The sequence below is a fragment of the Achromobacter sp. ACM02 genome (assembly GCF_014851605.1).
Classification (GTDB): Bacteria; Pseudomonadota; Gammaproteobacteria; order Burkholderiales; family Burkholderiaceae_B; genus Achromobacter; species Achromobacter aegrifaciens.
The window spans coordinates 19,435-41,267 of the sequence record NZ_JACUZY010000009.1; the positions used below are offsets into that span (position 1 = coordinate 19,435).

General features: G+C 66.2%; 20 protein-coding genes and 1 pseudogene. 11 read left to right on the forward strand and 10 right to left on the reverse strand.

Going from position 1 to position 21,833, the window contains the following annotated elements:
- Positions 1-60: 60 nt before the first annotated feature.
- Genes IB258_RS24545 through IB258_RS24560 form a run of 4 tightly spaced genes read right to left on the reverse strand, consistent with a single transcriptional unit; the run spans position 61 to position 4,346 of the window.
- Complete coding sequence (locus IB258_RS24545) at positions 61-1,659, reverse strand: GMC family oxidoreductase (RefSeq protein WP_192353322.1); 1,599 nt, start codon at positions 1,657-1,659, stop codon at positions 61-63.
- A 5-nt stretch (positions 1,660-1,664) separates the two neighbouring features.
- The gene (locus tag IB258_RS24550; protein ID WP_192353323.1) at positions 1,665-2,486 is read right to left on the reverse strand and encodes a shikimate dehydrogenase; all 822 of its coding nucleotides are present in this window, start codon (positions 2,484-2,486) and stop codon (positions 1,665-1,667) included.
- 15 nt (positions 2,487-2,501) lie between these two features.
- Positions 2,502-3,488, reverse strand: a complete 987-nt coding sequence (locus IB258_RS24555; RefSeq protein ID WP_054457812.1) for a transketolase family protein — start codon at positions 3,486-3,488, stop codon at positions 2,502-2,504.
- Positions 3,489-4,346: a transketolase gene (locus tag IB258_RS24560; protein ID WP_054457813.1), complete on the reverse strand. Its 858-nt coding sequence runs from the start codon at positions 4,344-4,346 to the stop codon at positions 3,489-3,491. It abuts the gene before it with no gap.
- Between the two features lie 127 nt (positions 4,347-4,473).
- On the opposite strand from IB258_RS24560, the gene IB258_RS24565 reads away from it, so the two are divergent.
- Entirely contained in the window at positions 4,474-5,178 is a 705-nt protein-coding gene (locus tag IB258_RS24565; RefSeq protein WP_054457814.1) for a GntR family transcriptional regulator, read from the forward strand.
- A 21-nt stretch (positions 5,179-5,199) separates the two neighbouring features.
- Positions 5,200-6,270 (forward strand): glycerol dehydrogenase, encoded by a 1,071-nt coding sequence (locus IB258_RS24570; RefSeq protein ID WP_175214325.1) that lies wholly within the window; start codon positions 5,200-5,202, stop codon positions 6,268-6,270.
- Positions 6,271-6,309: 39 nt separating this feature from the next.
- Here IB258_RS24570 and IB258_RS24575 read toward each other — a convergent pair whose 3' ends face one another.
- The 3 genes from IB258_RS24575 to IB258_RS24585 are packed head-to-tail and all read right to left on the reverse strand — an operon-like array spanning position 6,310 to position 8,976.
- Positions 6,310-7,245 (reverse strand): 3-keto-5-aminohexanoate cleavage protein, encoded by a 936-nt coding sequence (locus IB258_RS24575; protein ID WP_054457816.1) that lies wholly within the window; start codon positions 7,243-7,245, stop codon positions 6,310-6,312.
- The gene (locus tag IB258_RS24580) at positions 7,238-8,194 is read right to left on the reverse strand and encodes a 3-hydroxyacyl-CoA dehydrogenase (protein WP_054457817.1); all 957 of its coding nucleotides are present in this window, start codon (positions 8,192-8,194) and stop codon (positions 7,238-7,240) included. Before IB258_RS24580 ends, IB258_RS24575 begins: the two co-directional genes overlap by 8 nt.
- Entirely contained in the window at positions 8,194-8,976 is a 783-nt protein-coding gene (locus IB258_RS24585) for an SDR family oxidoreductase (RefSeq protein WP_054457818.1), read from the reverse strand. Before IB258_RS24585 ends, IB258_RS24580 begins: the two co-directional genes overlap by 1 nt.
- Positions 8,977-9,301: 325 nt before the next feature.
- Between IB258_RS24585 and IB258_RS24590 the strand changes: the two genes are divergently transcribed.
- From IB258_RS24590 to IB258_RS24615, 6 genes are all read left to right on the forward strand, one after another.
- Entirely contained in the window at positions 9,302-10,501 is a 1,200-nt protein-coding gene (locus IB258_RS24590) for an ABC transporter substrate-binding protein (RefSeq protein WP_054457819.1), read from the forward strand.
- Between the two features lie 118 nt (positions 10,502-10,619).
- On the forward strand, positions 10,620-11,486 hold the full coding sequence (locus tag IB258_RS24595; RefSeq protein WP_054457820.1) for a branched-chain amino acid ABC transporter permease: 867 nt from the start codon (positions 10,620-10,622) through the stop codon (positions 11,484-11,486).
- A gap of 22 nt (positions 11,487-11,508) precedes the next feature.
- Positions 11,509-13,290: an ATP-binding cassette domain-containing protein gene (locus IB258_RS24600; protein WP_054457821.1), complete on the forward strand. Its 1,782-nt coding sequence runs from the start codon at positions 11,509-11,511 to the stop codon at positions 13,288-13,290.
- Complete coding sequence (locus IB258_RS24605; RefSeq protein ID WP_192353324.1) at positions 13,283-13,987, forward strand: ABC transporter ATP-binding protein; 705 nt, start codon at positions 13,283-13,285, stop codon at positions 13,985-13,987. The genes IB258_RS24600 and IB258_RS24605 overlap by 8 nt, the downstream gene beginning before the upstream one ends.
- Positions 13,988-14,002: 15 nt before the next feature.
- Positions 14,003-14,998: an NAD(P)H-quinone oxidoreductase gene (locus tag IB258_RS24610; protein ID WP_192353325.1), complete on the forward strand. Its 996-nt coding sequence runs from the start codon at positions 14,003-14,005 to the stop codon at positions 14,996-14,998.
- Positions 14,995-15,762 (forward strand): SDR family NAD(P)-dependent oxidoreductase, encoded by a 768-nt coding sequence (locus tag IB258_RS24615; RefSeq protein WP_175161549.1) that lies wholly within the window; start codon positions 14,995-14,997, stop codon positions 15,760-15,762. Before IB258_RS24610 ends, IB258_RS24615 begins: the two co-directional genes overlap by 4 nt.
- 38 nt (positions 15,763-15,800) lie before the next feature.
- Here IB258_RS24615 and IB258_RS24620 read toward each other — a convergent pair whose 3' ends face one another.
- From IB258_RS24620 to IB258_RS24630, 3 genes and pseudogenes are all read right to left on the reverse strand, one after another.
- On the reverse strand, positions 15,801-16,460 hold the full coding sequence (locus IB258_RS24620; protein WP_192353326.1) for a thiopurine S-methyltransferase: 660 nt from the start codon (positions 16,458-16,460) through the stop codon (positions 15,801-15,803).
- Positions 16,461-16,543: 83 nt separating this feature from the next.
- Positions 16,544-17,281: pseudogene (locus IB258_RS24625) on the reverse strand (YoaK family protein); the annotation flags it as partial.
- 129 nt (positions 17,282-17,410) lie between these two features.
- A complete protein-coding gene (locus IB258_RS24630) occupies positions 17,411-18,457 on the reverse strand; it encodes an aldo/keto reductase (protein WP_054457827.1) in 1,047 nt (348 codons plus the stop codon).
- A 319-nt stretch (positions 18,458-18,776) separates the two neighbouring features.
- Here IB258_RS24630 and IB258_RS24635 point away from each other — a divergent pair, with 319 nt between their 5' ends.
- From IB258_RS24635 to IB258_RS24645, 3 genes are all read left to right on the forward strand, one after another.
- Positions 18,777-19,739 carry an AraC family transcriptional regulator gene (locus IB258_RS24635; protein ID WP_054457828.1) on the forward strand — a complete coding sequence of 321 codons (963 nt, stop codon included), beginning with the start codon at positions 18,777-18,779 and terminating at the stop codon, positions 19,737-19,739.
- A gap of 117 nt (positions 19,740-19,856) precedes the next feature.
- Positions 19,857-21,158: an alanine racemase gene (locus tag IB258_RS24640; protein ID WP_192353327.1), complete on the forward strand. Its 1,302-nt coding sequence runs from the start codon at positions 19,857-19,859 to the stop codon at positions 21,156-21,158.
- 3 nt (positions 21,159-21,161) lie between these two features.
- The gene (locus IB258_RS24645; protein WP_175181996.1) at positions 21,162-21,830 is read left to right on the forward strand and encodes an amino acid ABC transporter permease; all 669 of its coding nucleotides are present in this window, start codon (positions 21,162-21,164) and stop codon (positions 21,828-21,830) included.
- Positions 21,831-21,833 lie beyond the last annotated feature (3 nt).

Consider the following 21,833-nt stretch of genomic DNA (forward strand, 5'->3'; position numbering starts at 1 on the left):
GGGGGCCCTTTCGCCTTGGGGCGGCCCGGCGGCGAAAGGCCCCTCGCGCGGCGGGCTTACCTATTCCCGAGCCGCATCCTCCAGGATCATCTCCGCGCCGCGCTCCGCAACCATCATGACGGCGCCCTGCGTGTTGCCAGACACCATCTTCGGCATCACGGAGGCATCCACCACGCGCAGGCCGGACAGGCCGTTCACCCGCAGGCGCACGTCGGTAACTGCGGCGGCGTCGGAACCCATGCGGCAGGTGCCTATCGGGTGGTAGATGGTCTGGCCATTGCGCCGCGCGAAGTCCAGCCATTCGTCGTAGCTGTCCACCGCCGCGCCGGGGCTGATCTCCGATTCGACATAGCGCCGCATGGCCGGCTGGCCGACGATGCGCCGGGCCGCCTGCATGCCGCCCACCAGGCTGTCGCGGTCCACCTGGGCGGACAGGAAGTTGGGGCGGATCGCCGGTCCCGCCTGCGGATCCGCCGACTTGATGTGGATGGATCCGACCGACTCGGGCCGCAGCTGCGCCACGCCTATCGTCATGCCGGGATGCCGGTCGAGGATGCGTTCGGCCGCATTGGCGTAGCTGGCGTGCACGAAGAAGTACTGCACATCGGGCGCGGGCAGGTCCGGCGCGCTCTTGACGAAGCCGTGCACCAGCCCCGTGCCCAGGGTCAGGATGCCCTTGTGGCTGGAGTAATAGCGCGCCACCTGCTGCACCAGGCGCCAGCCGCGCGACATCTCGTTAAGCGTCACCGTGCCCTTCACCCGCCAGTTCATGCGGGTGGCGAAGTGGTCGATATAGTTCTCGCCCACCTGCGGCTGCGCCAGCACCGGCGCGATGCCGAATGACTGCAGCAAGGCGGGATTGCCAACGCCGGACAGCTCCAGCAGTTGCGGCGACTGCACCGCGCCCATGCACAGCAGCGTCTCGCGCCGCGCGCGCACGATGTGCTCCCGTCCGTTCTTGCGATAGGCCACGCCCACGCAGCGCTTGCCCTCGAACACCAGCCGCGTCACGTGCGCGCCGCATTCCACGCTGAGATTCTTGCGGCCCGAGGCGGGCTTCAAGTACCCGTCCATCACGCTCCAGCGCCTGCCCCGATGCTGCAGCACCTGGTAGTAGCCCACGCCCTCCTGGCTGCCGCCGTTGTAGTCGGGATTCAAGGGCTGGCCGTCTTCCTGCGCTGCCTGCAGAAAGGCATCCGATATGGGAAAGCGTTCGGCGACTTCTTCCAGATGCATGGGGCCGTTCTTGCCGCGGCTGGCGTCGCCGGGTTCGTAGCATTCGATCTTGCGGAAGATGCGCTCGGCCTGGTTGTAGCCCCAGCCGGTGGCGCCCGCCGCCTCCCAGCCGTCGTAGTCCTGCGGCTGACCACGGACGTAGATCATGCCGTTGATCAGCGTCGAACCGCCCACGCCCTTGCCGCGCGGCACGGCGATGCTGCGGCCATGGACGTTGTCTTCAGGCTCGGTGGCGAAGCGCCAGTTGTATTCCGGGTTCACCAGCAGCTTGGAAAAGCCCGCCGGGATCGAGATCCACATGCTGCGGGCTTCATGCCCGGCCTCCAGCATCAGCACGCGGTATTTGCCGTCGGCGCTCAGGCGGTTGGCCAGGATGCAACCCGCCGTGCCACCCCCGGCAATGATGAAGTCGTAGTCGCTCATACCCGTCAGCGTCCTGCGTCGGCCGGCTGGTCCGCCGCCACGCCCAGCATCTGCGCCATCAGCTCGATCTGGCAGGCCAGCATCGGCGCGCCGTAGTGCACCTTGCAGCCGCGGGCCTGCGCCGCCAGCAGCAACGCCGTGTCCTTGGGTTGCATGATGACTTCGCAGACCAGTTGGTCCGGCGTCAGGCGGCTGGCTTCCAGCGGCAAGGCATCGTCCGGCTTCATGCCCAGCGAAGTGCCGTTGACCACCAGGTCATGCCCCGAGGGGTCGGCCGTACCCACATCGATCCGGGCGCCGGGATGCAGCGACAGGATGCGCGCCTTCAGATCCTCGGCCTTGGCCGTGGTGCGATTGGCGATGGTCAGCCGCGACACGCCGGCCTGGACCAGCGCGAAACCGATAGCGTTGGCCGCGCCGCCCGCCCCCGCCAGATAGGCGCTCTTGCCCTGCGGCGACACGCCCGCGCTTTGCAGGCCGCGCACGAATCCCTCGCCGTCCAGCATGTGCGCCACCAGCTTGCCGTCGGCCTCGCGGCGCACCACGTTGGCCGCGCCGATCTTGCGCGCCACGGGGGTGGCGTCGTCCACCAGGTCCAGTATCGCGGTCTTGTGCGGCACCGTGACGATGACGCCGCCCAGGTTCTCCAGCCGCCGCAGCCCGGCGACCACCTCCGCCAGGTTGTCCGGCCGGGCGTGGAACGGCACGCACACGCCGTCGAAGCCGATCGCGGCGAAATGCTCGTTCATGCGCTGCGGCGTCTTCACGTGGTGGATGGGATCGGCCAGGATGCCGAACAGGCGCGTGGTGCCGGTGATTTCCTTCATGTCTGTCTCCATGTCTCAGGGCCGGAGCGTGGCGCGCGCGACGTCGGCGATGCCGTCCGCGTCCAGCTTGTAGTGCGCATACAGGGTGGTGGGCGGCGCGATCAGGCTGTATTCATCGTAGATGCCATGGCGGCGCAGGCGCGTGCCTGTGCCCGCGTCGGCCAGCACCTCGGCCACGGCCGAGCCCAGCCCGCCCAGCACGTTGTGCTCTTCCACCGTCATCAGCACGCGGGACTTGCCTGCCGCGGCCAGCACGGCGTCGCGGTCCAGGGGCTTGATAGTGGGCATGTCTATCACGCCCACCGACAATCCTTCACCGCGCAGCTGCTCGGCGGCGGCCAGGGCCGCGTGCACGGTGATGCCGCAGGCGATGATGTTCAGGTCCGAACCGCTGGAATGGACGATGGCGCGGCCGAACTCGAACGGCACGCCATCTTCGTAAACCTGCGGGTCGCGGCCCCGGCCGATGCGGAAGTAGATCGGCTCGGGCCAGTCCACCGATGCCTTGATGGCGGATGCCAGCTGCGGACCGTCGGCAGGCGAGACCACCGTCAGGCCCGCCAGCGCCCGCATCGTCGAGATATCTTCGGTGGCGTGGTGCGAGGTGCCGTAAAAGCCCAGGCTGATGCCGGTGTGGTGGCCGATCAGGCGCACGGGCAGCTTGGTATACGCCACGTCCATGCGGATCTGTTCGCAGCACAGAAGACCGAGGAAGGACGCGAAGGTCGCGACGAAGGGCATCATGCCCGTGGTCGCCAGGCCTGCCGCGGCCGACACCATGTTCTGCTCGGAAATGCCGAACTGCACATAGCGGTCGGGATAGGCCTGGGCAAAGCGGTTCAGGCCGTTGGAGTACTGCAGGTCGGCCGAACCCGCGACCACCGGATGGCCGGCCGCAGCCAATTCGATCAGCGCGTCGGAAAGATAGGACAGCCCGGGGTTCACCGCGTTCAGTGCGCGGTACTGCCAGGAATCGGGAGAGAGAACTTGTGCCTGTGCCATTCAGATCTCGCGGGAAAGGATTTCTTCGACGGCGCTTTGCGCATCTTGCGGCGCCAGGTAGCCCAGGTGCCAGCCTGGCTCGGTTTCCATGTAGGAGACGCCCTTGCCCTTGATGGTCTTTGCGATCACGCAGGCCGGCCTGGCGCGCGATTCGTCCGCGCGCAGGCGGCGCAGCAAGGCGGTCAGTTCCGCCAGGTCATGGCCGTCCACTTCGTGCACCTCCCAACCAAAGGCCTGCCATTTTTCCTTCAGCGATTCCACGCCCATGACGTCGTCGACCTTGCCGTCCAGCTGGTAGCCGTTGCGGTCGACGATGGCGACCAGGCGCGACAGGCGGTTGTGGGCGGCAAAGAGCGCCGCCTCCCAGACCTGGCCTTCCTGCATCTCGCCATCGCCCAGCAGCACGAAGACGTTGAAGTCGCGCCCGCTCATGCGCCCGCCCACCGCCATGCCCACGCCATTGGACAAGGCATGGCCGATGGAACCCGAGCTGAAATCCACGCCCGGCACCTTGCTCATGTCGGGATGGTCCCCCAGCGGGCTGCCCAGGCGGGTGTAGCCGTCCAGCAGTTCGCGGGCAATGAAGCCATGGTCGGCCAACACCGGGAACAGGCCCACCGCCGCATGGCCCTTGCCCATCAGGAAGCGGTCGCGGTCGGGCCACTGAGGCTCGCCCGGACGCAGCCGCATCACGTCGTAGTACAGCGCGGCGAAGATTTCCGCGCACGAGAACACCGAGCTGTAATGCCCGACCTTGGCGATCTCGATCAACCTGATGGTCTCCAGCCGGATGTGGCGGGCCTTTTCCCGCAGCAGCCCGACCTCCCCTTCGGTGGGGACCTCCCTGTCACTCCTCATGGCGCTTCCTTTTCGCTGTTAGGATATATGATATATAATATACCCATCGCGCTCGAATTTGCCATGGCGGGATAGAATTCATCCCGAATCCACCCGCCCCCATCAATACAGCAAGCCTGAGCCTGTCATGTCCAGCCTTAAACCGGTCAAGAAAGAGAACCTCTCCGTCAGGGTCTACAACGAAATCCGCAATGCTCTGATCAACGGGCAGTACGAACCCGGCGAACGCCTGATCATTGGCGAACTGGCCCAGGAAATGGGCGTCTCCATCACGCCTGTACGCGAGGCCATCTTCCGGCTGATCAGCGAGCAAGGCCTGGAAATGCAGGCGGCCACCGCGGTCTACGTGCCTTACGTCAATTCGGAAAAGCTGCGTGAAATCCAGCAGATCCGCTTCCACCTGGAAGGCATGGGCGCGGCCGAGGCCGCCCAGCACATCACGCGCAAGCAACTGGACAACCTGATCGCGCTGCAACGGGACTTCATCTCCTGCACCGCCAGCGATCCCAAGCGCGCCAGCTACCTGAACCGCAAGTTCCACTTCGCCATCCTGGAAGCCAGCAACAAGCCCATCCTGCGCGCCACGGTGGAATCGTTCTGGGTGATCACCGGCCCCATCCTCAAGGTGTTCCACGTCAAGACCTCGGGCCTGGACTATTCGCAGAACGAGCACCGCCACGAAGCGGTGCTGGAAGCCCTGGAAGCGCGCGACTCCGAAGCCGCCAGGCAAGCCATCCAGGCCGATCTGGTCTGGGGCGGCAAGATCATGATCGACTGGCTGGTCGAGCGCGAAAAGGAACTCGACTACCGCCCCCCCGCTGCCCGCAAATAGGCAAACCCGAAGGAAAATCCGATGCTGAAGATTTTTGGCGCGCCCAGCCGCTACATCCAGGGCGCCGGCGCCCTGGACACCCTGGGACAGTACGCAGCCCTGTTCGGCCGCCGCGCGGCCCTGGTCATCGACAGCTACGTGCATGGCGTGCTGGGGCCAAGAATCGAAGCCTTGTGCGCGGCGCAAAACGTGTCGCTGATACCGCTGATGGTCGAAGGCGACCTGACGCCGGCCGCGATCACGCAATTGCGCGCGCAGGCCACGCCGGCCGGCATCGACATGGTCATCGCGGTGGGCGGCGGCAAGGCGCTGGACGCGGGCAAGGCAGTGGCCAAGTCCTCGCACTGCCATCTCATCACCGTGCCGACCGTCGCGTCCAACGACGCGCCGACCAGCAAGAACTACGTCCTGTACGACGCCCATCACAACCTCCTGGCGGTGGAGCACATGCTGTTCAACCCCACCATCGTGCTGGTCGATACCGCCGTCATCGCCACCGCGCCGGCGAATTTCTTTCTCGCCGGGCTGGGCGACGCGGTCTCGAAGAAATTCGAGGCAGAGCAATGCGGCCGCAACGGCGGCCGCAACATGTATGACGGCGCGCCGCCTCTCACCGCCCAGTTCATCGCCGACGGCTGCCTGCGCACCCTGCTGGCCGACGGCGCGGATGCCGTGGCGGTTGCCGGCAGCGGCCAGCCCACGCCGGCCTTTGAACGCGTGGTGGAAGCGATGATCCTCATGAGCGGCCTCGGTTTCGAAAGCGGCGGCCTGTCCATCGCCCACGCGCTGACGCGCGGACTGCCCAAGATCAGCGGCGTGGCGAGCGCCCCGCATGGCCTGCAGGTGGCGGTCGGCCTGCTGGTGCAGTTGGACCTGGAAAGCCGGACGGACGGCATGCTGGACGAGCTGACCCGCTGGTATGCCCTGGTGGGCCTGCCCACCACCTTGCGCGAACTGGGTGCGGCCGACATGCCGGACGACGCGGAACTGCGGCTGGCTGCGGAGCTGAGCCTGAAGGCCCGCCACGCCGCCAACTTCGACCGCGCGCTCGACACCGACACGCTGGCTGCCGCGCTGCGCCGCCGCGCCTGACGCGACAAGGGGCCGGATAGCGGCCGGCCCCTGGCCGCATCAGAACGCCACGTTGTCCTTGCCCTTCAAGTCCAGCTTGGCGCGCGCTTCTGCGGGCGTGGCGATTTCCAGGTTCAACGCCTCCAGGATGGTGCGGATGCGCTCCACCTGCACCTGATTGGATTGCGCCATTTCGCCCGGGCCGATCCACAGCGAATCCTCCAGCCCCACCCGCACGTTCGAGCCCATGGCCGCGCCTATGGTGGCCAGCGGGATCTGGCCGCGGCCGGCGCCCAGGATCGACCACTCATAGTCGTTGCCGAACAAGCGGTCGGCCGTGCGCTTCATGTGCATCAGGTCTTCGGGGTGCGGGCCGATGCCGCCGAGGATGCCGAATACCGACTGGATGAAGGGCGGCGACTTGACCAGGCCGCGGTCCACGAAATGGGCCAGGTTGTACAGGTGGCTGATGTCGTAGCACTCGAACTCGAAGCGGGTGCCGTTGGCGTTGCCCAGCGCGAGGATCGATTCGATGTCCTGGTAGGTATTGCGAAACACCAGCGAGCGGCTGTTCTCCAGATGCTCGCGCTCCCAGTCATGCTTGAACTCCTTGAAGCGGCCCAGCATGGGGTACAGGCCGAAGTTCATGGACCCCATGTTCAGGGACGCCAGTTCCGGCTTGAAGGTGGTGGCCGGGCGCATGCGCTCTTCCACCGTCATATGCGGGCTGCCGCCGGTGGTGATGTTGATGATGGCGTCCGTTTCCCGCTTGATCCGCTCCAGGAAGGGCTTGAACAGCGCCGGATCCTGCGACGGCTTGCCGGTCTGCGGATCGCGCGCATGCAGGTGCAGCACCGCCGCGCCCGCCTTGGCCGCGCCGATGGCAGCCTCCGCGATCTCGTCGGCGGTTACCGGCAGGTGCGGCGACATGCTGGGCGTGTGGATGGCGCCCGTCACGGCGCAAGTGATGATGACTTTCTGCTTGGGCTTAGCCATTGTTGTCTCCGTTGTCCTGTTTATGGCGCATGAGGCGCATCAGTTTTTCATCGCGCCAGAAGCGGCGCTTGGCAAGATCTTCCTGCGGCAGCAAGCCGCGGCGTTCCTCCGACAGCGCTTCGACCAGCGCGCCGTCCCAGGCGACGGGTTCGCCCTGGGTCGCGCCGATGGACTGGTACAGCCCGCCGTAGCGCGCGCAATAGTCGGCGATGCCGCCCGGCGCGTTGAGGTCTATGGTTTCGAACGGCCCCATGAACGACCAGCGCAGGCCCAGGCCGTCCTTCACCGTGGCGTCGATGTCCTCGGCGCTGGCGATGCCCGCGCTGGCCAGGCGGAACGCCTCGTGCAGCAGCGCGCCCTGCAGGCGGTTGAGGATGAAGCCTTCGATTTCGCGCCGCACCAGCACCGGCTTCTGGCCGATGCCGGCCATGACCGCGCGGGCGGAATCGACGGCCTGCGGGCTGGTCCAGGGTGCGGGGCACAGTTCCACCACCGGGATCAGGTATGGCGGATTCACCGGGTGCGCCACCAGGCAGCGGTGGCGCCCGGCCAGATGCCCGGTGAATTCGCTGGCGGGGATGCTGGACGTGGAACTGCCGATGATCGCGTCGGGTTCGGCCGCCGCGTCCAGTTCGGCAAACAGCGCCCGCTTGATCTCGACGTTTTCGGGCGAGTTCTCCTGGATGTAGCTGGCGCCCTTCAAGGCATCGGCCAGGTTGCTTGCCACATGGACGCGCCCGCCTATGGCCTCGGCGTCCTGCAGCAAGCCCTGGGCTTCAAGTTCGCGCAGCTGCTGCAGGATCAGGCCGCGGGCTTCGGCCAGCATTGCGGCGTTGACGTCATACAGGCGCACTTCCCAGCCCATGCGGGCGAACACGATGGCCCAGCCCTGGCCGATCAGGCCGGTTCCGATGATGGCGGCGCGCTGCGCCTTGGACCCGGCGTCCATCAGTAAAGCTTCTGTGTGAAGCCGTCCACCACGATGGCCTGCCCCGAGACGCTGCGGGCGGCCTCGCTGGCGTTGAACAGCACCATGTTGGCGATATCGCGCGCCGTGACCATGCGGCCCAGCGCGGCCTGGTTCTCGTACTGCGCGGCAATCTCCTCCACCGGACGGCCCAGCGTATCCGCCTTCGCCGCGATCACGGCGCGGATGCGCGGCCCTTCCACCGCGCCCGGCAGGATGGCGTTGACGCGGATGCCATAGGGGCCCAGTTCGATGGCCAGGGATTTGGTGAAGCCAATCACTGCCCACTTCGAGGCGGAATAGACCGAGCGCCCGGCAAAGCCCAGATGGCCGGCCGCGGACGACAGGTTGATCATCACGCCGGCCTTGGACTCCTTGAGCAGGCCGATGGCCTGGCGCGCGCACAGGAACTGTCCGGTGATGTTCACGGCCAGCGTGCGGTCCCAGTCCGCCTTGGACAGGGTTTCGACGTAGCCAGTGGGACCGGCCACGCCGGCGTTGTTGACCAGGATGTCCAGGCCGCCCAGCTTGGCGCGGACCTGATCGAACAGCGCGGCGACGCTGTCTTCGTCCGAGACGTCGGCCAGGGCCGCATGCACGCCAGGCAATTCGGCCGGCAGCGCGGCCAGGCGCTCCTGGTTCACATCGCATACGAACACGGAGGCGCCGGCATGGCGGAACACCTTCGCCATCTCCAGGCCCAGCCCGTCCGCGCCGGCGGTGATGAGCACCTTTTTCCCGGCGAAATCCACTTCCTCGAACATGCCTCTGTCTCCTGATTCTTATGAAAAACAGCCGATTGATGATATACGATATATGAAAAAAACCGCCAGCTTATGACGTTTATTGCAACCGGGTCGTACATCGAAAAGTGTCATCCCGAAGTAGCAAAAGCACCTGGATTTGCTCGACGTCAGCCCGCTAAGTCTTTATTCATGCGGCTTTAGGGAATTCCCCGATTCGGCGGGTTACGGCCCCCACTAGAATCCAAGGCGGGGTTTGCTACCCGCCCGGCCGATATATCATATATTTAAAAAAACGGACCAAACAAGAAAGTCCGCATCCCATACCGACAAAGGAGCGTAGACAGTGTTCAAGTTCAACAAAATTGCTTTGGCGCTGGGCGTATGCGGCGCGCTGGCAAGCGGCACCGCAGCGGCCGACATGAAGGTAGGCGCCCTCTTCCCGTTCAGCGGCGCGCTCGCGCTCCTGGGACAAGAGAGCTATCGCGGCCTGGAGCTGGCCGTCAATGAAATCAACGCCGCGGGCGGGGTCAACGGCGAGAAGATCGAAATCATCAAGGCCGACGCCGTCGATCCGACGCAAGCCGTGTCGGAAACCAAGCGCCTGATTTCCTCCAACGTGGTGGGCGTGTTCGGCAGCTACGCTTCCGGAATTTCCTACGCGGCGTCGCCCGTGACCGAGCTGGCCGGCGTGCCCTATTTCGAACTGGGCGCCACCGCGCACAAGATCACCACCCGCGGCTACAAGTACCTGTTCCGCAGCAACCCCAACACCGCGCTGTACGGCGTGTCGGTGGTCAACGCGCTGCACGACACCATCGCGCCGGGCATGGGGCTGAACCCCAAGGACATCAAGATCGGCATCATCCACGAGGACGGCCCCTACGGCACCGACGTGGCCGCCACCGAGAAAAAACGCGCGCAGGAACTGGGCTATACGGTCGCGGAAGTGTTGCCGTACTCGGCCAAGACCGTCGACCTGTCCTCGCTGATCCTGCGCCTGAAGGGCGCCAAGGTCGACGTGGTGCTGCAGACGGCCTACCAGAACGACGCCATTCTGTTCTTCAGCCAGGCGCGCGCCGCGGGCTTCAAGCCCAAGGTCGTGATCGGCGCGGGCGGCGGCTATTCGCTGGCAGACACGGCCAAGGCCGTGGGCGCCGACATGAACGGCGTGTTCGACCTGGACTTCCCGCAATCCTCCATCAATCCCGCAGGCGCGCCCGGCCTGGACAAGTTCCTCGAAGCCTACAAGGCCACCTACAAGAGCGATCCACAATCCGGCCACAGCCTGACCAACTACGTCGGCGCCAAGGCCTTCTTCGAAGCCATCGGCAACGCCAAGTCCACGGATAAGGACAAGATCCGCGCCGCCGTCCTGGCCTACAAGAAGCCGGCCGGCCAGAGCGCCAACGGCTGGGCCTTCGACTTCGGCGAAGACGGCCAGAACAATGCATCCACGTTCTACGTGATGCAGTGGCAGGACGGCAAGCTGGTCACCATCGCGCCCAGCAACCTCGCACTCGGCAAGCCGGTCTTCAAGAAATAAGCGCCACGCCAGTGCTCAGGCGCTCGGGGGCGCCTGACGTATCCCGGGGTCCGCGCGCCCCTGTCCGGCCGACAACACGGCCGGGCCGGGGCCGCTACCCGCTCTAAGAGGTTGCAACATGGAACTATTCATTCAACTGGTCATCAACGGCCTGTTGCTGGGCGGCGCGTACACCATCATCAGCCTGGGGCTGACGCTGATCTTCGGCGTGGTGCGCGTCGTGAACTTCGCGCACGGCGAGTTCCTGATGATAGGCATGTACATGGTCTATCTGATCGCGGCGCAATTCGGCGTGCATCCCTATGCCGGCCTGGTACCCGTCGCCGTCATCCTGTTCGCGCTGGGCGCGCTGACGCAGAAAGGCATCATCCAGCCGCTGCTCAACGCCGACCAGCATATCCAGATCTTCGCCACGGTGGGCGTGTCCACCATCCTGCTGAATCTCGCCCTGGTCATATTCGGCGCCAACGTCTACCGCGCGCCGGTGGAACTGGGCACGAACGCCATCGACATCGGCCCCTATTCGATGGTGACCGGGCAGCTCGTCACCTTCGTGATCGGCCTGACCCTGGCGGTGCTGCTGCACCTGTTCATGCACCGCACCTACCTGGGCCGCGCGCTGCGGGCCGTGGCGCAGCACCGCTATGCCGCCACCCTGATGGGCGTGAACGTCAACAACGTCTACGCCATCGCCTTCGGCCTGGGCACGGCCTTTGTCGGCATCGCCGCCGGCCTGCTGGCGCCGCAGTATCCGGTGTTTCCCACCGTGGGCACGTACTTCGTGTTGACGGCCTTCGTGATCGTGGTGCTGGGCGGCCTGGGCAGCCTGTACGGCGCAGTGGCCGGCTCCATGATCATCGGCATCGTGGACACGCTGGCTGGCTTCTACATCGCCCCCGACCTGAAAGAGGTCGTCTATTTCGGGATCTTCCTCTTGATCCTGGTGCTGCGTCCGAACGGCCTGTTCGGCGTCGGCACAGAGTGATCAGAGCAACAAGGAGCGAGAAGTGTTTCCCGATATCCGACACCCCAAGACCTACGTCAGCCTCATCCTGCTGATTGCGATGTTCCTTGTGCCCGTGATCATGGGCACCCCCTTCTGGACCAACCTGTTCGTCCTGCTGTTCGTGTTCTCGGCGCTGTCCGTGGCCTGGAACATCGTCGGCGGCTACGCCGGCCAGCTGTCGCTGGGCCACGCCGTGTTCTACGGCATCGGCGGCTATACCGCCACGCTGCTGACGCAGAACTTCGGCATTTCGCCGTGGTTCGGCATGCTGGCGGGCGCGGCGATCTCGGGCGCGGTCGCCATCCTCATCAGCTACCCCACGCTGCGGCTGCGCGGCCCGTTCTTCGCGCTGGCCACCATCGCGATCCTGGAAGTGGTGCGCCTCCTGGTGATCCACGAAGAAAGCTGGACGGGCGGCTCCAGCGGCATCAGCCTGCCGCTGAACATAGGCTGGACCTGGATCGTGTTCCGCGAGAAGGTCAATTACGTGATCATCGCCTTCGGCCTGTTCCTGCTGGTGACCTGGGCCTCCTGGTACATCCGCAAGTCGCGCATCGGCCATTACCTGATCGCGATCCGCGAACGCGAGGACGCGGCGCTGGCAGTCGGCATCCATACCGTGCGCATGAAGATCATCGCCGCGGTCGTGTCCGCCATGCTGACCAGCATCATCGGCACCTTCCACATCACCTACCTGACCTTCGTGGACCCGAGTTCGGCGTTTTCGCTGGAGCTGTCGATCCAGGTGGCCATGTTCGCGCTGATTGGCGGACTGGGTACGGTGGCCGGCCCCATCGCCGGCACCTTCCTGGTGCTGCCCATCGCCGAACTGGCGCGCGGCTGGCTCAGCAGCGTGGGCAACGGCATGCACGGGCTGATCTACGGCCTGATCCTGGTAGCGGTGGTGCTGACCATTCCGCGCGGCCTGGCCGGCGCCTTCGGCCCGGCCATCGAACGCTGGCTGTCGCGTCTGCCCTATCTGGGCACGCCCCGCGCCAAGCTCAAGCTGGCCGATGAACTGCGCCTGCACAGTGCCGAACGCACGGATCAGCCGGTGCTCAAGGCCGACAAGCTGTTCAAAAGCTTCGGCGGCCTGCGCGCCACCAACGACGTGTCGCTGACGCTGAACCAGAACGAGATCCTGGGCATGATCGGCCCCAACGGCGCGGGCAAGACCACGGTTTTCAACCTGCTGTCGGGGTTCCTGTCGCCGGACAAGGGCGGCATCACCATGCTGGACGCGCAAGGCAACTGGGTCACCTGCAAGACGCCCGACGAATTCGCGCACCAGGGCCTGGGCCGCACCTTCCAGATCGCCAAGCCGTTCACCGGCCTGACCGTGCTGGAGAACATCATGCTGGGCGCCTTCATCCGCACGTCGAACCGTGACGAAGCCGAGCAGATCGCGCTGAAAGTCGCCGAGCAGACCGACCTGGTGAAGTACCTGGACATCGAGGCGCGCAACCTGACCGTGGGCGGCATGAAGCGCCTGGAGGTCGCCCGCGCGCTGGCGATCAAGCCGCGCATCCTGCTGCTGGACGAGGTGATGGCGGGACTGAACCCGACCGACATCGAGAAGTCGATCCAGATGATCCGCCGCATCCGAGATTCCGGCGTATCGGTGCTGCTGATCGAGCACATGATGCAGGCCACCATGGCGCTGTCCGACCGCATCATCGTGCTGAACGAAGGCGCGGTGCTGGTCAGCGGCGCGCCCAAGGACGTGGTGGAGAACCCCGCCGTCATCGAGGCCTATTTGGGCAAGGAGTACCAGGATGCTTAAGGTTTCGAATCTGTCCTCGGGCTACGGCAAGAGCCAGGTCCTGAACGGCCTGAACTTCGAGGTCCATGCGGGCGAGATCGTCACGCTGATCGGCGCCAATGGCGCCGGCAAGACCACCACCTTGAAGACGCTGTGCGGCGTCATCGCCGCCACGGAAGGCAAGGTCGAGTTCGAAGGCCAGGACTTGACCAACCGCAAGCCCTACGACATCGTCGACGCGGGCATCACCATGATTCCCGAAGGCCGCCAGCTGTTCCCGCATTTCACGGTGCGCGACAATCTGCTGATGGGTTCTTACAAGCGCGCCGCCCGCCCCATCGTGCAACGCAAGCTGGACGAGGTGCTGGGTATCTTCCCGCGGGTGCAGGAACGCCTGAACCAGTACGCCGGCTCGCTTTCCGGCGGCGAACAGCAGATGGTGGCGATCGCGCGCGGCATGATGGCCGATCCCAAGCTGCTGGTGTTCGACGAGCCCTCGCTGGGCCTGTCGCCGCTGCTGGTGCAGCAGATGTTCGACATCATCCGCGGCGTCACCGCGCACGGCGTGACCGTGCTGCTGGTGGAGCAGAACGTGTTCCGCACGCTGCGGCTGGCGGACCGCGGCTACGTGCTGGAGAACGGCGCCATCGTACGCACCGGCACTGGCGCGGAGCTGCTGAGCGACCCGCATGTGAAGAAGGCCTACCTGGGCCATTGATACCAAGGATTCCTTATGTCTTTACGCTGCACATACATCGACCACGGCCAGGGCGGCGCGCCCGACTGCATGCGCGTGGCCGAACGCGACATGGAGGCCCCCGCCGGCCGCCAGGTGCTGATCGAGGTCGCCTACGCCGGGGTCAACCGCCCCGACGTGCTGCAACGCTCCGGCTCCTATCCGCCGCCTCCGGGCGCCTCGCCCCACCTGGGGCTGGAGGTTTCCGGCACCGTCGTCGCCACCGGGCCCGACGCCAGCCTCTGGAAAGTCGGCGACCAGGTCTGCGCGCTGACGCCGGGCGGCGGCTACGCCCAATACTGCCTGGCGGACGAACGCCATTGCCTGCCCGTGCCGCGCGGCCTGGACCTGTTGACGGCCGCCGCCATCCCCGAGAACTACTACACCGTCTGGACCAATGTGTTCGACCGCGCCCGTCTGGCCGCCGGCGAACGCTTCCTGGTGCACGGCGGTTCCAGCGGTATCGGCCTGACCGCGATCCAGCTGGCGCGCGCCTTCGGCGCCGAAGTCTGGACCACGGTAGGCAACCAGGAAAAGGCCGACGCCTGCCTGGCCGCCGGCGCGCACCATGCCGTGCTGTACCGCGAGGCCGACTTCGAGGCGGCGGTGCGCCAGGGCAGCGGCGGCGCGGGCGTGGACGTGATACTGGACATGGTGGGCGGTGCCTACATCAACAAGAACCTGCGGCTGCTGGCGCTCAATGGCCGGCTGGTGCAGATCGCTTTCCTGGAGGGCAGCAAGGCCGAGATCGACGCCATGCCCATCATGCTCAAGCGCCTGCAATTCACCGGCTCCACCCTGCGCCCCCGCTCCGACGAGGACAAGGGCGCGATCACCCGCGCGCTGGCGGAAAAAGTGTTGCCGCTGATGGAACAGGGGCAATGCCTGCCGCGCATCCACAAGGTATTTCCGCTGGCGGAAGCGGCCCAGGCGCATGCGCTGATGGAAAGCAGCAAGCACATCGGCAAGATCATGCTGAAGGTGGCCGCATGAGCGGGCGCTTCAAGGACCAGGTGGCCATCGTGACGGGCGCGGTCGGCGGCATAGGCTCGGCCATCGTCGAAGGCTTCCTGGCGGAAGGCGGCCGCGTGGGTCTCATCGATTTCAATGCGCAGGGCGGGCAGGCTTACGAAAAGGAACTGCGCAAGCGCGGCCATGAAGCCTGCTTCGTGCACGCGGACGTCGCGCGCTTCGAGGAGTGCCAGGCAGCCTACGAACGCATCAGCGCAGAGCTGGGTCCGGCCACCATCCTGGTCAACAACGTCGGCATTTCACCGAAGACCGATGGACGCGCGCTGAAGGTCTGGGAGATGCCGCCCAGGGAATGGGAGAACGTGGTCGCCGTCAACCTGAACAGCGTGTTCTACATGACGCACCTGGCCACGCCGCACATGGTGCGCGAGCGCCAGGGCCGCGTGATCAACATGTCTTCCGTGGCCGGCCGCGCCTATTGCGACATCGTGGCGGCGCATTACGCGGCCACCAAGGCCGGACTGATCGGTCTGACGCGCCATTGGGCCGCCGAACTGGGCGAGCACCAGGTCACCGTCAACGCCCTGGCGCCTGGACGCATCAGCACGCCCTTGCTGAAAACCGTGCCCAAGGAAATCAATGACGCGGTTGCGCAGGTAACCGCGCTGCGCCGCCTGGGTACGCCGGAAGAAGTAGCGGATGCCTGCCTGTTCTTCGCGTCGGATCAAGCCCGCTTCGTCACCGGCCAGGTGCTGGACGTGGCCGGCGGCTGGCTGATGACCTGAGAGCATGGCGCCCGCCTGTGCTCAGGCGGGCGCCGTCTTCATTCCTGCGCGCCCAGGTGATAGACCACGGTGTCCAGCCGGCTGACGCCGGCCGCCAGGAACTTCGGTTCCTTTTCCAGGATGTCGCGGCGGTCGATGATCCTGGCGGGCGACACGCCCGCAAAGAAGTTCTGCACTTCGCTGTCCACGACAGAGAACGGCGGCCCCGCCATTTCTTCCTGCGGGTAGTCCAGCGTGATCAGCAGTCCCTGATAGGCGGGCGACAGATTGCCGTAGACGTGGCGCACGTAGTCTGCGCGCATGGTGTCCGGCAACGCCACCAGCGCGGCGCGGTCATAGGCGCCCACGCAATGCGACAGCAGTTGCGCATCCAGTTTGAAGATGTCGCCGCAGATGATTTCGATGCTGCCCGCCACGTAGTGCTTGCCATAGACGGACACGTGCGTGAGCGGCTTGAGTTCGTTTTCTTCGAAGAACTGCTCGACCGCGAGCTCGGACAGCTCGACGCCCAGCACGGAATGCCCCTGCGCCGCGATCCACACCATGTCCAGCGACTTGCCGCAAAGCGGCACCAGCACCCGGCCGTCCTTGGGCACGCCCAGCGTCGGCCAATACTTCTGCAATAGCGGCGTGACCCGCGATTGATGAAAATGCGTGCGCCCTTCGCGCCAACGCTCCAGCCAGAATTCCGCGTCCATGCCCGGTCTGCCTCCTGTGTATCGGTGCAGGGCATTGTAGTTCGGCGGCGGGCGCACAGGCCCTACATGCGCGGCAGCAGACTGCGGATGTCGTCCACGATGGGTACGGCGGCCAGCACCATGAGCACCAGCGCCAGCGGCACCGTCGAGCCGAACCCGAAGTTGAAGAAGGAATATGCCCCCGTCACGCCGCCGACGAAGAACAGCGACACCAGCACGGTGAGCACGACAAGCTTGCTGCGGTCCGCGCGCACCGGCTGCATGGAGGCCGGATCGCCCTGGGCCACGTTCCAGTAAAACAGCTTGCCCAGTTCTATGCCGATATCGGTCACCATGCCCGTCACATGCGTGGTGCGGATCTCGGAGCGCGACAGCTTGGTGATCATGGCGTTCTGCAGACCCATGATGTAGCAAAGCAGCATGACCGTGCCCGGCACGTAGAACCAGCGCAGCGTTTCCAGGTTGGCGCCCAGCAAGCCGAAGCCCAGCAACAGCACGGCTTCGTACAGCAGCGGCATCGCGTATTCGCTGGTCAGGTGCGAGCGGCGCCCGAAGTTGATCAGGAAGGCCGAGCTGGCGGCGCCGGCCAGAAAGGACAGCAGCGCCGCCAGGCCCTGCAGCACCACGATCACCCCGCCCAGCGCCAGATGATCGGCCATCATGGAGACGATGCCGGACATGTGCGAGGTGTATTGCTGCACGGCCAGGAAGCCGCCGGCGTTGACCGCGCCGGCGGTGAAGGTCAGGATGTAAGCCAGGTGCCTGTTGGCCTGGGGGCTGCGGCTGACGGCCGTCAGGCGGCGTAGATACGGAATGGCCACGCGTGTCCCTTGAAGACAAGAATCCATACACAGCAATGTGCATGACATTCTAGTCGCCGCGGCACGGCGCGAGGCCTGGCACGCCCGCCGGCAACCATGCCGGCGGCGGCCCCGCCTGTCCCCGGCGTTTTACGCCCCGCCGGATTCGCTCAGCTGCTTGCGCCGGTATTCGCCCTGGCGCACATGCATCCAGCCCGGATACTCCGGCGGCAAGGCGCTGACCTGGTCCAGCTCGGCCAGTTCGTCCGCCGTCAGGCGTATCGCCGTGGCCGCCAGGTTGTCGTCCAGCTGGTCGACGCGCTTGGCGCCGATGATGACGCTGGTCACGGCCTGCTGGTGCAGCAGCCAGGCCAGGGCCACCTGCGCCACCGATACGCCGCGCGCGCCGGCGACGCGCCGCAGGACGTCGATGCTGTCGTAGGCGCGTTCCTGGTCCACCGGCGGGAAGTCGAAGGCGGCGCGGCGGCTGCCGGCTTCGGCCTGCCCGTCGCGGCTGTACTTGCCGCTCAGCAGGCCGCCTGCCAGCGGGCTCCACACCATTAGCCCCACGCCTTCGCTTTGCAGCATGGGCAGGATCTCGCGCTCCAGGTCGCGGCCGGCGATCGTGTAATAGGCCTGCAGCGACTCAAAGCGCGCCAGCCCCAGGCGTTCGGCAATGCCCAGCGCCTTCATGATCTGCCAGGCGGCCCAGTTGGACACGCCAACGTAGCGCACGTGGCCATGCTGCACCAGATTGTCCAGCGCCCTGACCGTTTCTTCCACCGGCGTGGCGGGATCGAAGCCGTGGATCTGGTAGAGGTCGATATGATCCAGCTGCAGGCGCGACAGGCTTTTCTTGACGCCGTCGATGATGTGCGAACGCGAGTTGCCGCGCGCATTGACGCCGGCGCCCGTCGGTCCGAACACCTTGGTCGCGATCACGACGTCCTCGCGGGCCACCTTCAGGTCGCGCAGCGCCTGCCCGGTGATGACCTCCGAGCGGCCCTCGGAATACACGTCGGCCGTGTCGATGAAATTGACGCCGGCATCCAGGGCACGGCCCACCAGCCGATTGGCCTCTTCCTGCTGCAGGCTGCCGATGTTGCTCCAAAACTCGCCGCCGCCGCCGAAGGTCATGGTGCCCAGGCAGAGTTCCGACACGAACAGGCCGGTGCTTCCGAATTTCTTGTACCGCATGGTTGCGCTCCTTCAAGGGCTGGGCGGGAGCCGGCGCTCCGGGATGGAATGGCCGCGGCCCGCCTGCCGGGATGAAGGAAAGTATGCGTCCAGGGGCCGGCGCGGACGCTGCTTGATCCTGCCCTTTTTTTGCCCAATCCTGCAGCACTGGCCAGTCTGCAGCGCCTGGCCGCTCATTCCTCCGAATTTTCTGCCCATTTCTCCATGAAAAGCGCCGCAGCCTGGATGCAGGCAAGCTTAGGCATAAACTGAAAGCCACCCAATCCTCCGACTTTCTGCCGCCAACGCCCATCCGGCACGGCGCGCCACGGGAGCCCCCATGACCATCACATCCGCACTTGCCGCCAGAGTCGCCGTCCCGCCCCTGGACGTCGCCTATGAGCCGGCGCGGCGCGAACTGCTCTGCACGCTGGAACGCATGACCGGCGACCTGGAGGGTTCGCTGGACACGCCCATCGAGGGCCTGTTCCTGCACCGCATTTCGCAGCCCACCGGCGCCAAGCCCGGACTGCAGAAGGCCGCGCTGGGCGTCATCGCCCAGGGTTCCAAGCGCTTGCTCATCGGCGACGATGCCTACGAGTACGACCCCTTCCATTACCTGATTTCCTCGGTGGATCTGCCGGTCGTGGCCAAGGTGTCCGTCGCCAGCCCGACCCTGCCCTATCTGGGCTTGCGGCTGGAGCTGAACGTGGAGGAGATCACCTCGCTGATCAGCGACGAAAGCCTGCCGCCGCAGCCGCCAGCCGAGGCCGCGCGCGCGCTTTGCGTCAATCCGCTGGGCGGCGCGCTGCTGGACGCGGTGCTGCGCCTGTTGCGCCTGCTGGACACGCCGCGCGACATTCCCATCCTGGCGCCCCTGGTCAAGCGCGAGCTGCTGTACCGCCTGCTGATGAACGGCCAGGGCGCGGTGCTGCGCCAATCGGTGCTGCAGGACAGCCAGCTCAACCGCGTGGCCAAGGCCATCCGCATCCTGCGCGACAACTATGCCCAGCCCCTGCGCGTGGAAGAAATCGCGCGCGACGTGCACATGAGCGTGTCTTCGCTGCACCATCATTTCAAGCAAGCCACCGCCATGAGCCCGCTGCAATACCAGAAGCACCTGCGCCTGCAGGAAGCGCGGCGCCTGATGCTGACCGATGACGCGGGCGTAGCGCTGGCGGCCCATTCCGTGGGCTACGAAAGCTCGTCGCAGTTCAGCCGCGAATACAGCCGCCTGTTCGGTTCGCCGCCCTTGCGCGACAAGCAGCGCTGGAAGGACGAAACCGCGTCGGCGCCGGCCTGAGCCGCCGGTCGGGCATCCCTAGGGGATTGCCCTAATCCTAATTTGACAACGTTACCATTAGACTGCCGCCATCAAATGACAACGTTGTCATAACCCTGATCTTTCTTCGGCGGCCACATGAATCCCTTCCTGGAAACCCTGCTCGATACTCCACTGGACGATACCTACCGGGGCATTCCTCCGGGCGAGCCCGCCGTCCCGCTGCGCGGCGTGGCGGCCCGGGGCTGGCAGCCCAGGAGCGGCAACATGGCCCTGCCCGTCCTGACGCTGGATGAGGCCGCCTTCGCCCATAACGTCGAGCAGATCTTCCAGTACGCCCGCAGCCACGGCGCGGCGCTGGCGCCGCATGCCAAGACGCCGATGTCGCCGCAGATCGTGCAGCGCCTGCTCGATGCCGGCGCCTGGGGCGCCACCGTCGCCAACCTGCAGCAGGCCGCCGTGCTGCTGCGCGCAGGCGTAACCCGCCTGATGCTGGGCAATGAGATCGGCGGCGCGGCCAGCGGCGCCCGCCTGGGCAAGCTGCTTGCCGGCTACCCCCATGCGCGCCTGCTGGCATTCGCGGACTCCGCCGACACCGTGCGTTCGCTGGCCGCCGCGGCCGCTGAAGCCGGCCGGCCCGTGGAGGTGCTGGTGGAAGTCGGCGGCGGCCGCGCGGGCGCGCGCGACGATGCCGCGGTCGCAGCCATCCTGGCCGCGATCCGTGAGCAGGGCGACAAGCTCGCGCTGGCGGGCGTGGCCACCTACGAAGGCGCCGTCGCCAGCTCGGACGCGGCGCTCACCGCCAGCAATATCGCCGCGCTGATGGAGCGCGCCGCCCGTGCGTTCAAGGAAGTGCGCGCGCTGGCGCCGCACGCGCCTCTGGTGTTCACCGCGGGCGGCTCGGCCTTCTTCGACCATGTCACTCAGGCGGCCAAGGGCTGGCTGTCCGAGGACGGCAATGCCCAGCTGGTGCTGCGCAGCGGCGCCATCTTCTTCCATGACCATGGCACCTATCAGCGCGCGCTGCAGGCCATGGACGCCCGCGCGGGCTTCCTGGTCGACGGCCAGGCGCGCAACGCCGCCACCGACTTCCGGCCGGCCCTGCGCCTGTGGGGCGAAGTCCTGTCGCGACCGGAACCGGGCCTGGCGATCTGCGGCTTCGGCATGCGCGACGTGTCCTACGACCAGGACCTGCCCGCGCCGCTGGCCGCCTTCCGCGGCGGCGCGGCCCTGCCCGGCTGGGACACGCAAGCCCGCGTCACGCGGCTCAACGACCAGCACGCCTTCCTGGCCATCGCGCCGGACAGCGAACTGGCGCCGGGCGACGTGATCGAGTTCGGCATTTCGCATCCCTGCACCTGTCTGGACCGCTGGCGCGTTTTCTTCGGCCTGGACGCCGACGGCCGCGTGCAGTCGGCCTACCGCACGTTCTTCGGATAAGCCATGCAACAGCTGAACTTCCAACAGATCTGGCGCTACCGCGAACAGCTCTGGGACGGCATCCAGGTCACGCTGGAGCTGACCGTCATCGCCGTGATCGCCGGGCTGGCCATCGGCCTGGCCGGCGCCCTGCTGACGCGCCATGGCCCCAAGCCGGTCAAGCTGGCGTTGCGCGCCTATGTCGAGGTGTTCCGCAACACGCCGTCGCTGATCCAGCTGTTCGTCGTGTTCTTCATCCTGCCGGGTCTGGGCCTGCGCATGCCCCCCTTCGTGGCCGCGGCGCTGGCGCTCAGCCTGTATTTCGGGGCCTACGCCATCGAGATCCTGCGCGCCGGCCTGGATTCCATTCCGCGCAGCCAGATCGAGGCCGGCCATTGCCTGGGCCTGAGCACCTGGCAGGTGTACCGCCACATCGTGCTGGCGCCCGCCCTGCGCAACGTCTACCCCGCGCTGGGCACGCAGCTGGTCATCCTGCTGCTGGGCACCTCGCTGGCCTCGCAGGTATCGGCCGAGGATCTGTTCCATGCCGGCAGCTTCATCGAAAGCCGCACCTACCGCAGCTTTGAAGTCTATGCGGTGATCTGCGGCATCTATTTCACGCTGGTGCTGATCACCAAGGCGCTGCTGGCCCTGGCCGGCAGCCTGGCCTTCACCTGGCCCGTGCGCCGCTAGGAG

What these genes read in the sequence shown, in the direction of transcription:
- IB258_RS24545 (WP_192353322.1), bottom strand. Translation starts at nt 1,659, where the DNA reads ATGAGCGACTACGACTTCATCATTGCCGGGGGTGGCACGGCGGGTTGC.
- IB258_RS24550 (WP_192353323.1), bottom strand. Translation starts at nt 2,486, where the DNA reads ATGAAGGAAATCACCGGCACCACGCGCCTGTTCGGCATCCTGGCCGAT.
- IB258_RS24555 (WP_054457812.1), bottom strand. Translation starts at nt 3,488, where the DNA reads ATGGCACAGGCACAAGTTCTCTCTCCCGATTCCTGGCAGTACCGCGCA.
- IB258_RS24560 (WP_054457813.1), bottom strand. Translation starts at nt 4,346, where the DNA reads ATGAGGAGTGACAGGGAGGTCCCCACCGAAGGGGAGGTCGGGCTGCTG.
- IB258_RS24565 (WP_054457814.1), top strand. Translation starts at nt 4,474, where the DNA reads ATGTCCAGCCTTAAACCGGTCAAGAAAGAGAACCTCTCCGTCAGGGTC.
- IB258_RS24570 (WP_175214325.1), top strand. Translation starts at nt 5,200, where the DNA reads ATGCTGAAGATTTTTGGCGCGCCCAGCCGCTACATCCAGGGCGCCGGC.
- IB258_RS24575 (WP_054457816.1), bottom strand. Translation starts at nt 7,245, where the DNA reads ATGGCTAAGCCCAAGCAGAAAGTCATCATCACTTGCGCCGTGACGGGC.
- IB258_RS24580 (WP_054457817.1), bottom strand. Translation starts at nt 8,194, where the DNA reads ATGGACGCCGGGTCCAAGGCGCAGCGCGCCGCCATCATCGGAACCGGC.
- IB258_RS24585 (WP_054457818.1), bottom strand. Translation starts at nt 8,976, where the DNA reads ATGTTCGAGGAAGTGGATTTCGCCGGGAAAAAGGTGCTCATCACCGCC.
- IB258_RS24595 (WP_054457820.1), top strand. Translation starts at nt 10,620, where the DNA reads ATGGAACTATTCATTCAACTGGTCATCAACGGCCTGTTGCTGGGCGGC.
- IB258_RS24605 (WP_192353324.1), top strand. Translation starts at nt 13,283, where the DNA reads ATGCTTAAGGTTTCGAATCTGTCCTCGGGCTACGGCAAGAGCCAGGTC.
- IB258_RS24610 (WP_192353325.1), top strand. Translation starts at nt 14,003, where the DNA reads ATGTCTTTACGCTGCACATACATCGACCACGGCCAGGGCGGCGCGCCC.
- IB258_RS24615 (WP_175161549.1), top strand. Translation starts at nt 14,995, where the DNA reads ATGAGCGGGCGCTTCAAGGACCAGGTGGCCATCGTGACGGGCGCGGTC.
- IB258_RS24620 (WP_192353326.1), bottom strand. Translation starts at nt 16,460, where the DNA reads ATGGACGCGGAATTCTGGCTGGAGCGTTGGCGCGAAGGGCGCACGCAT.
- IB258_RS24630 (WP_054457827.1), bottom strand. Translation starts at nt 18,457, where the DNA reads ATGCGGTACAAGAAATTCGGAAGCACCGGCCTGTTCGTGTCGGAACTC.
- IB258_RS24635 (WP_054457828.1), top strand. Translation starts at nt 18,777, where the DNA reads ATGACCATCACATCCGCACTTGCCGCCAGAGTCGCCGTCCCGCCCCTG.
- IB258_RS24640 (WP_192353327.1), top strand. Translation starts at nt 19,857, where the DNA reads ATGAATCCCTTCCTGGAAACCCTGCTCGATACTCCACTGGACGATACC.
- IB258_RS24645 (WP_175181996.1), top strand. Translation starts at nt 21,162, where the DNA reads ATGCAACAGCTGAACTTCCAACAGATCTGGCGCTACCGCGAACAGCTC.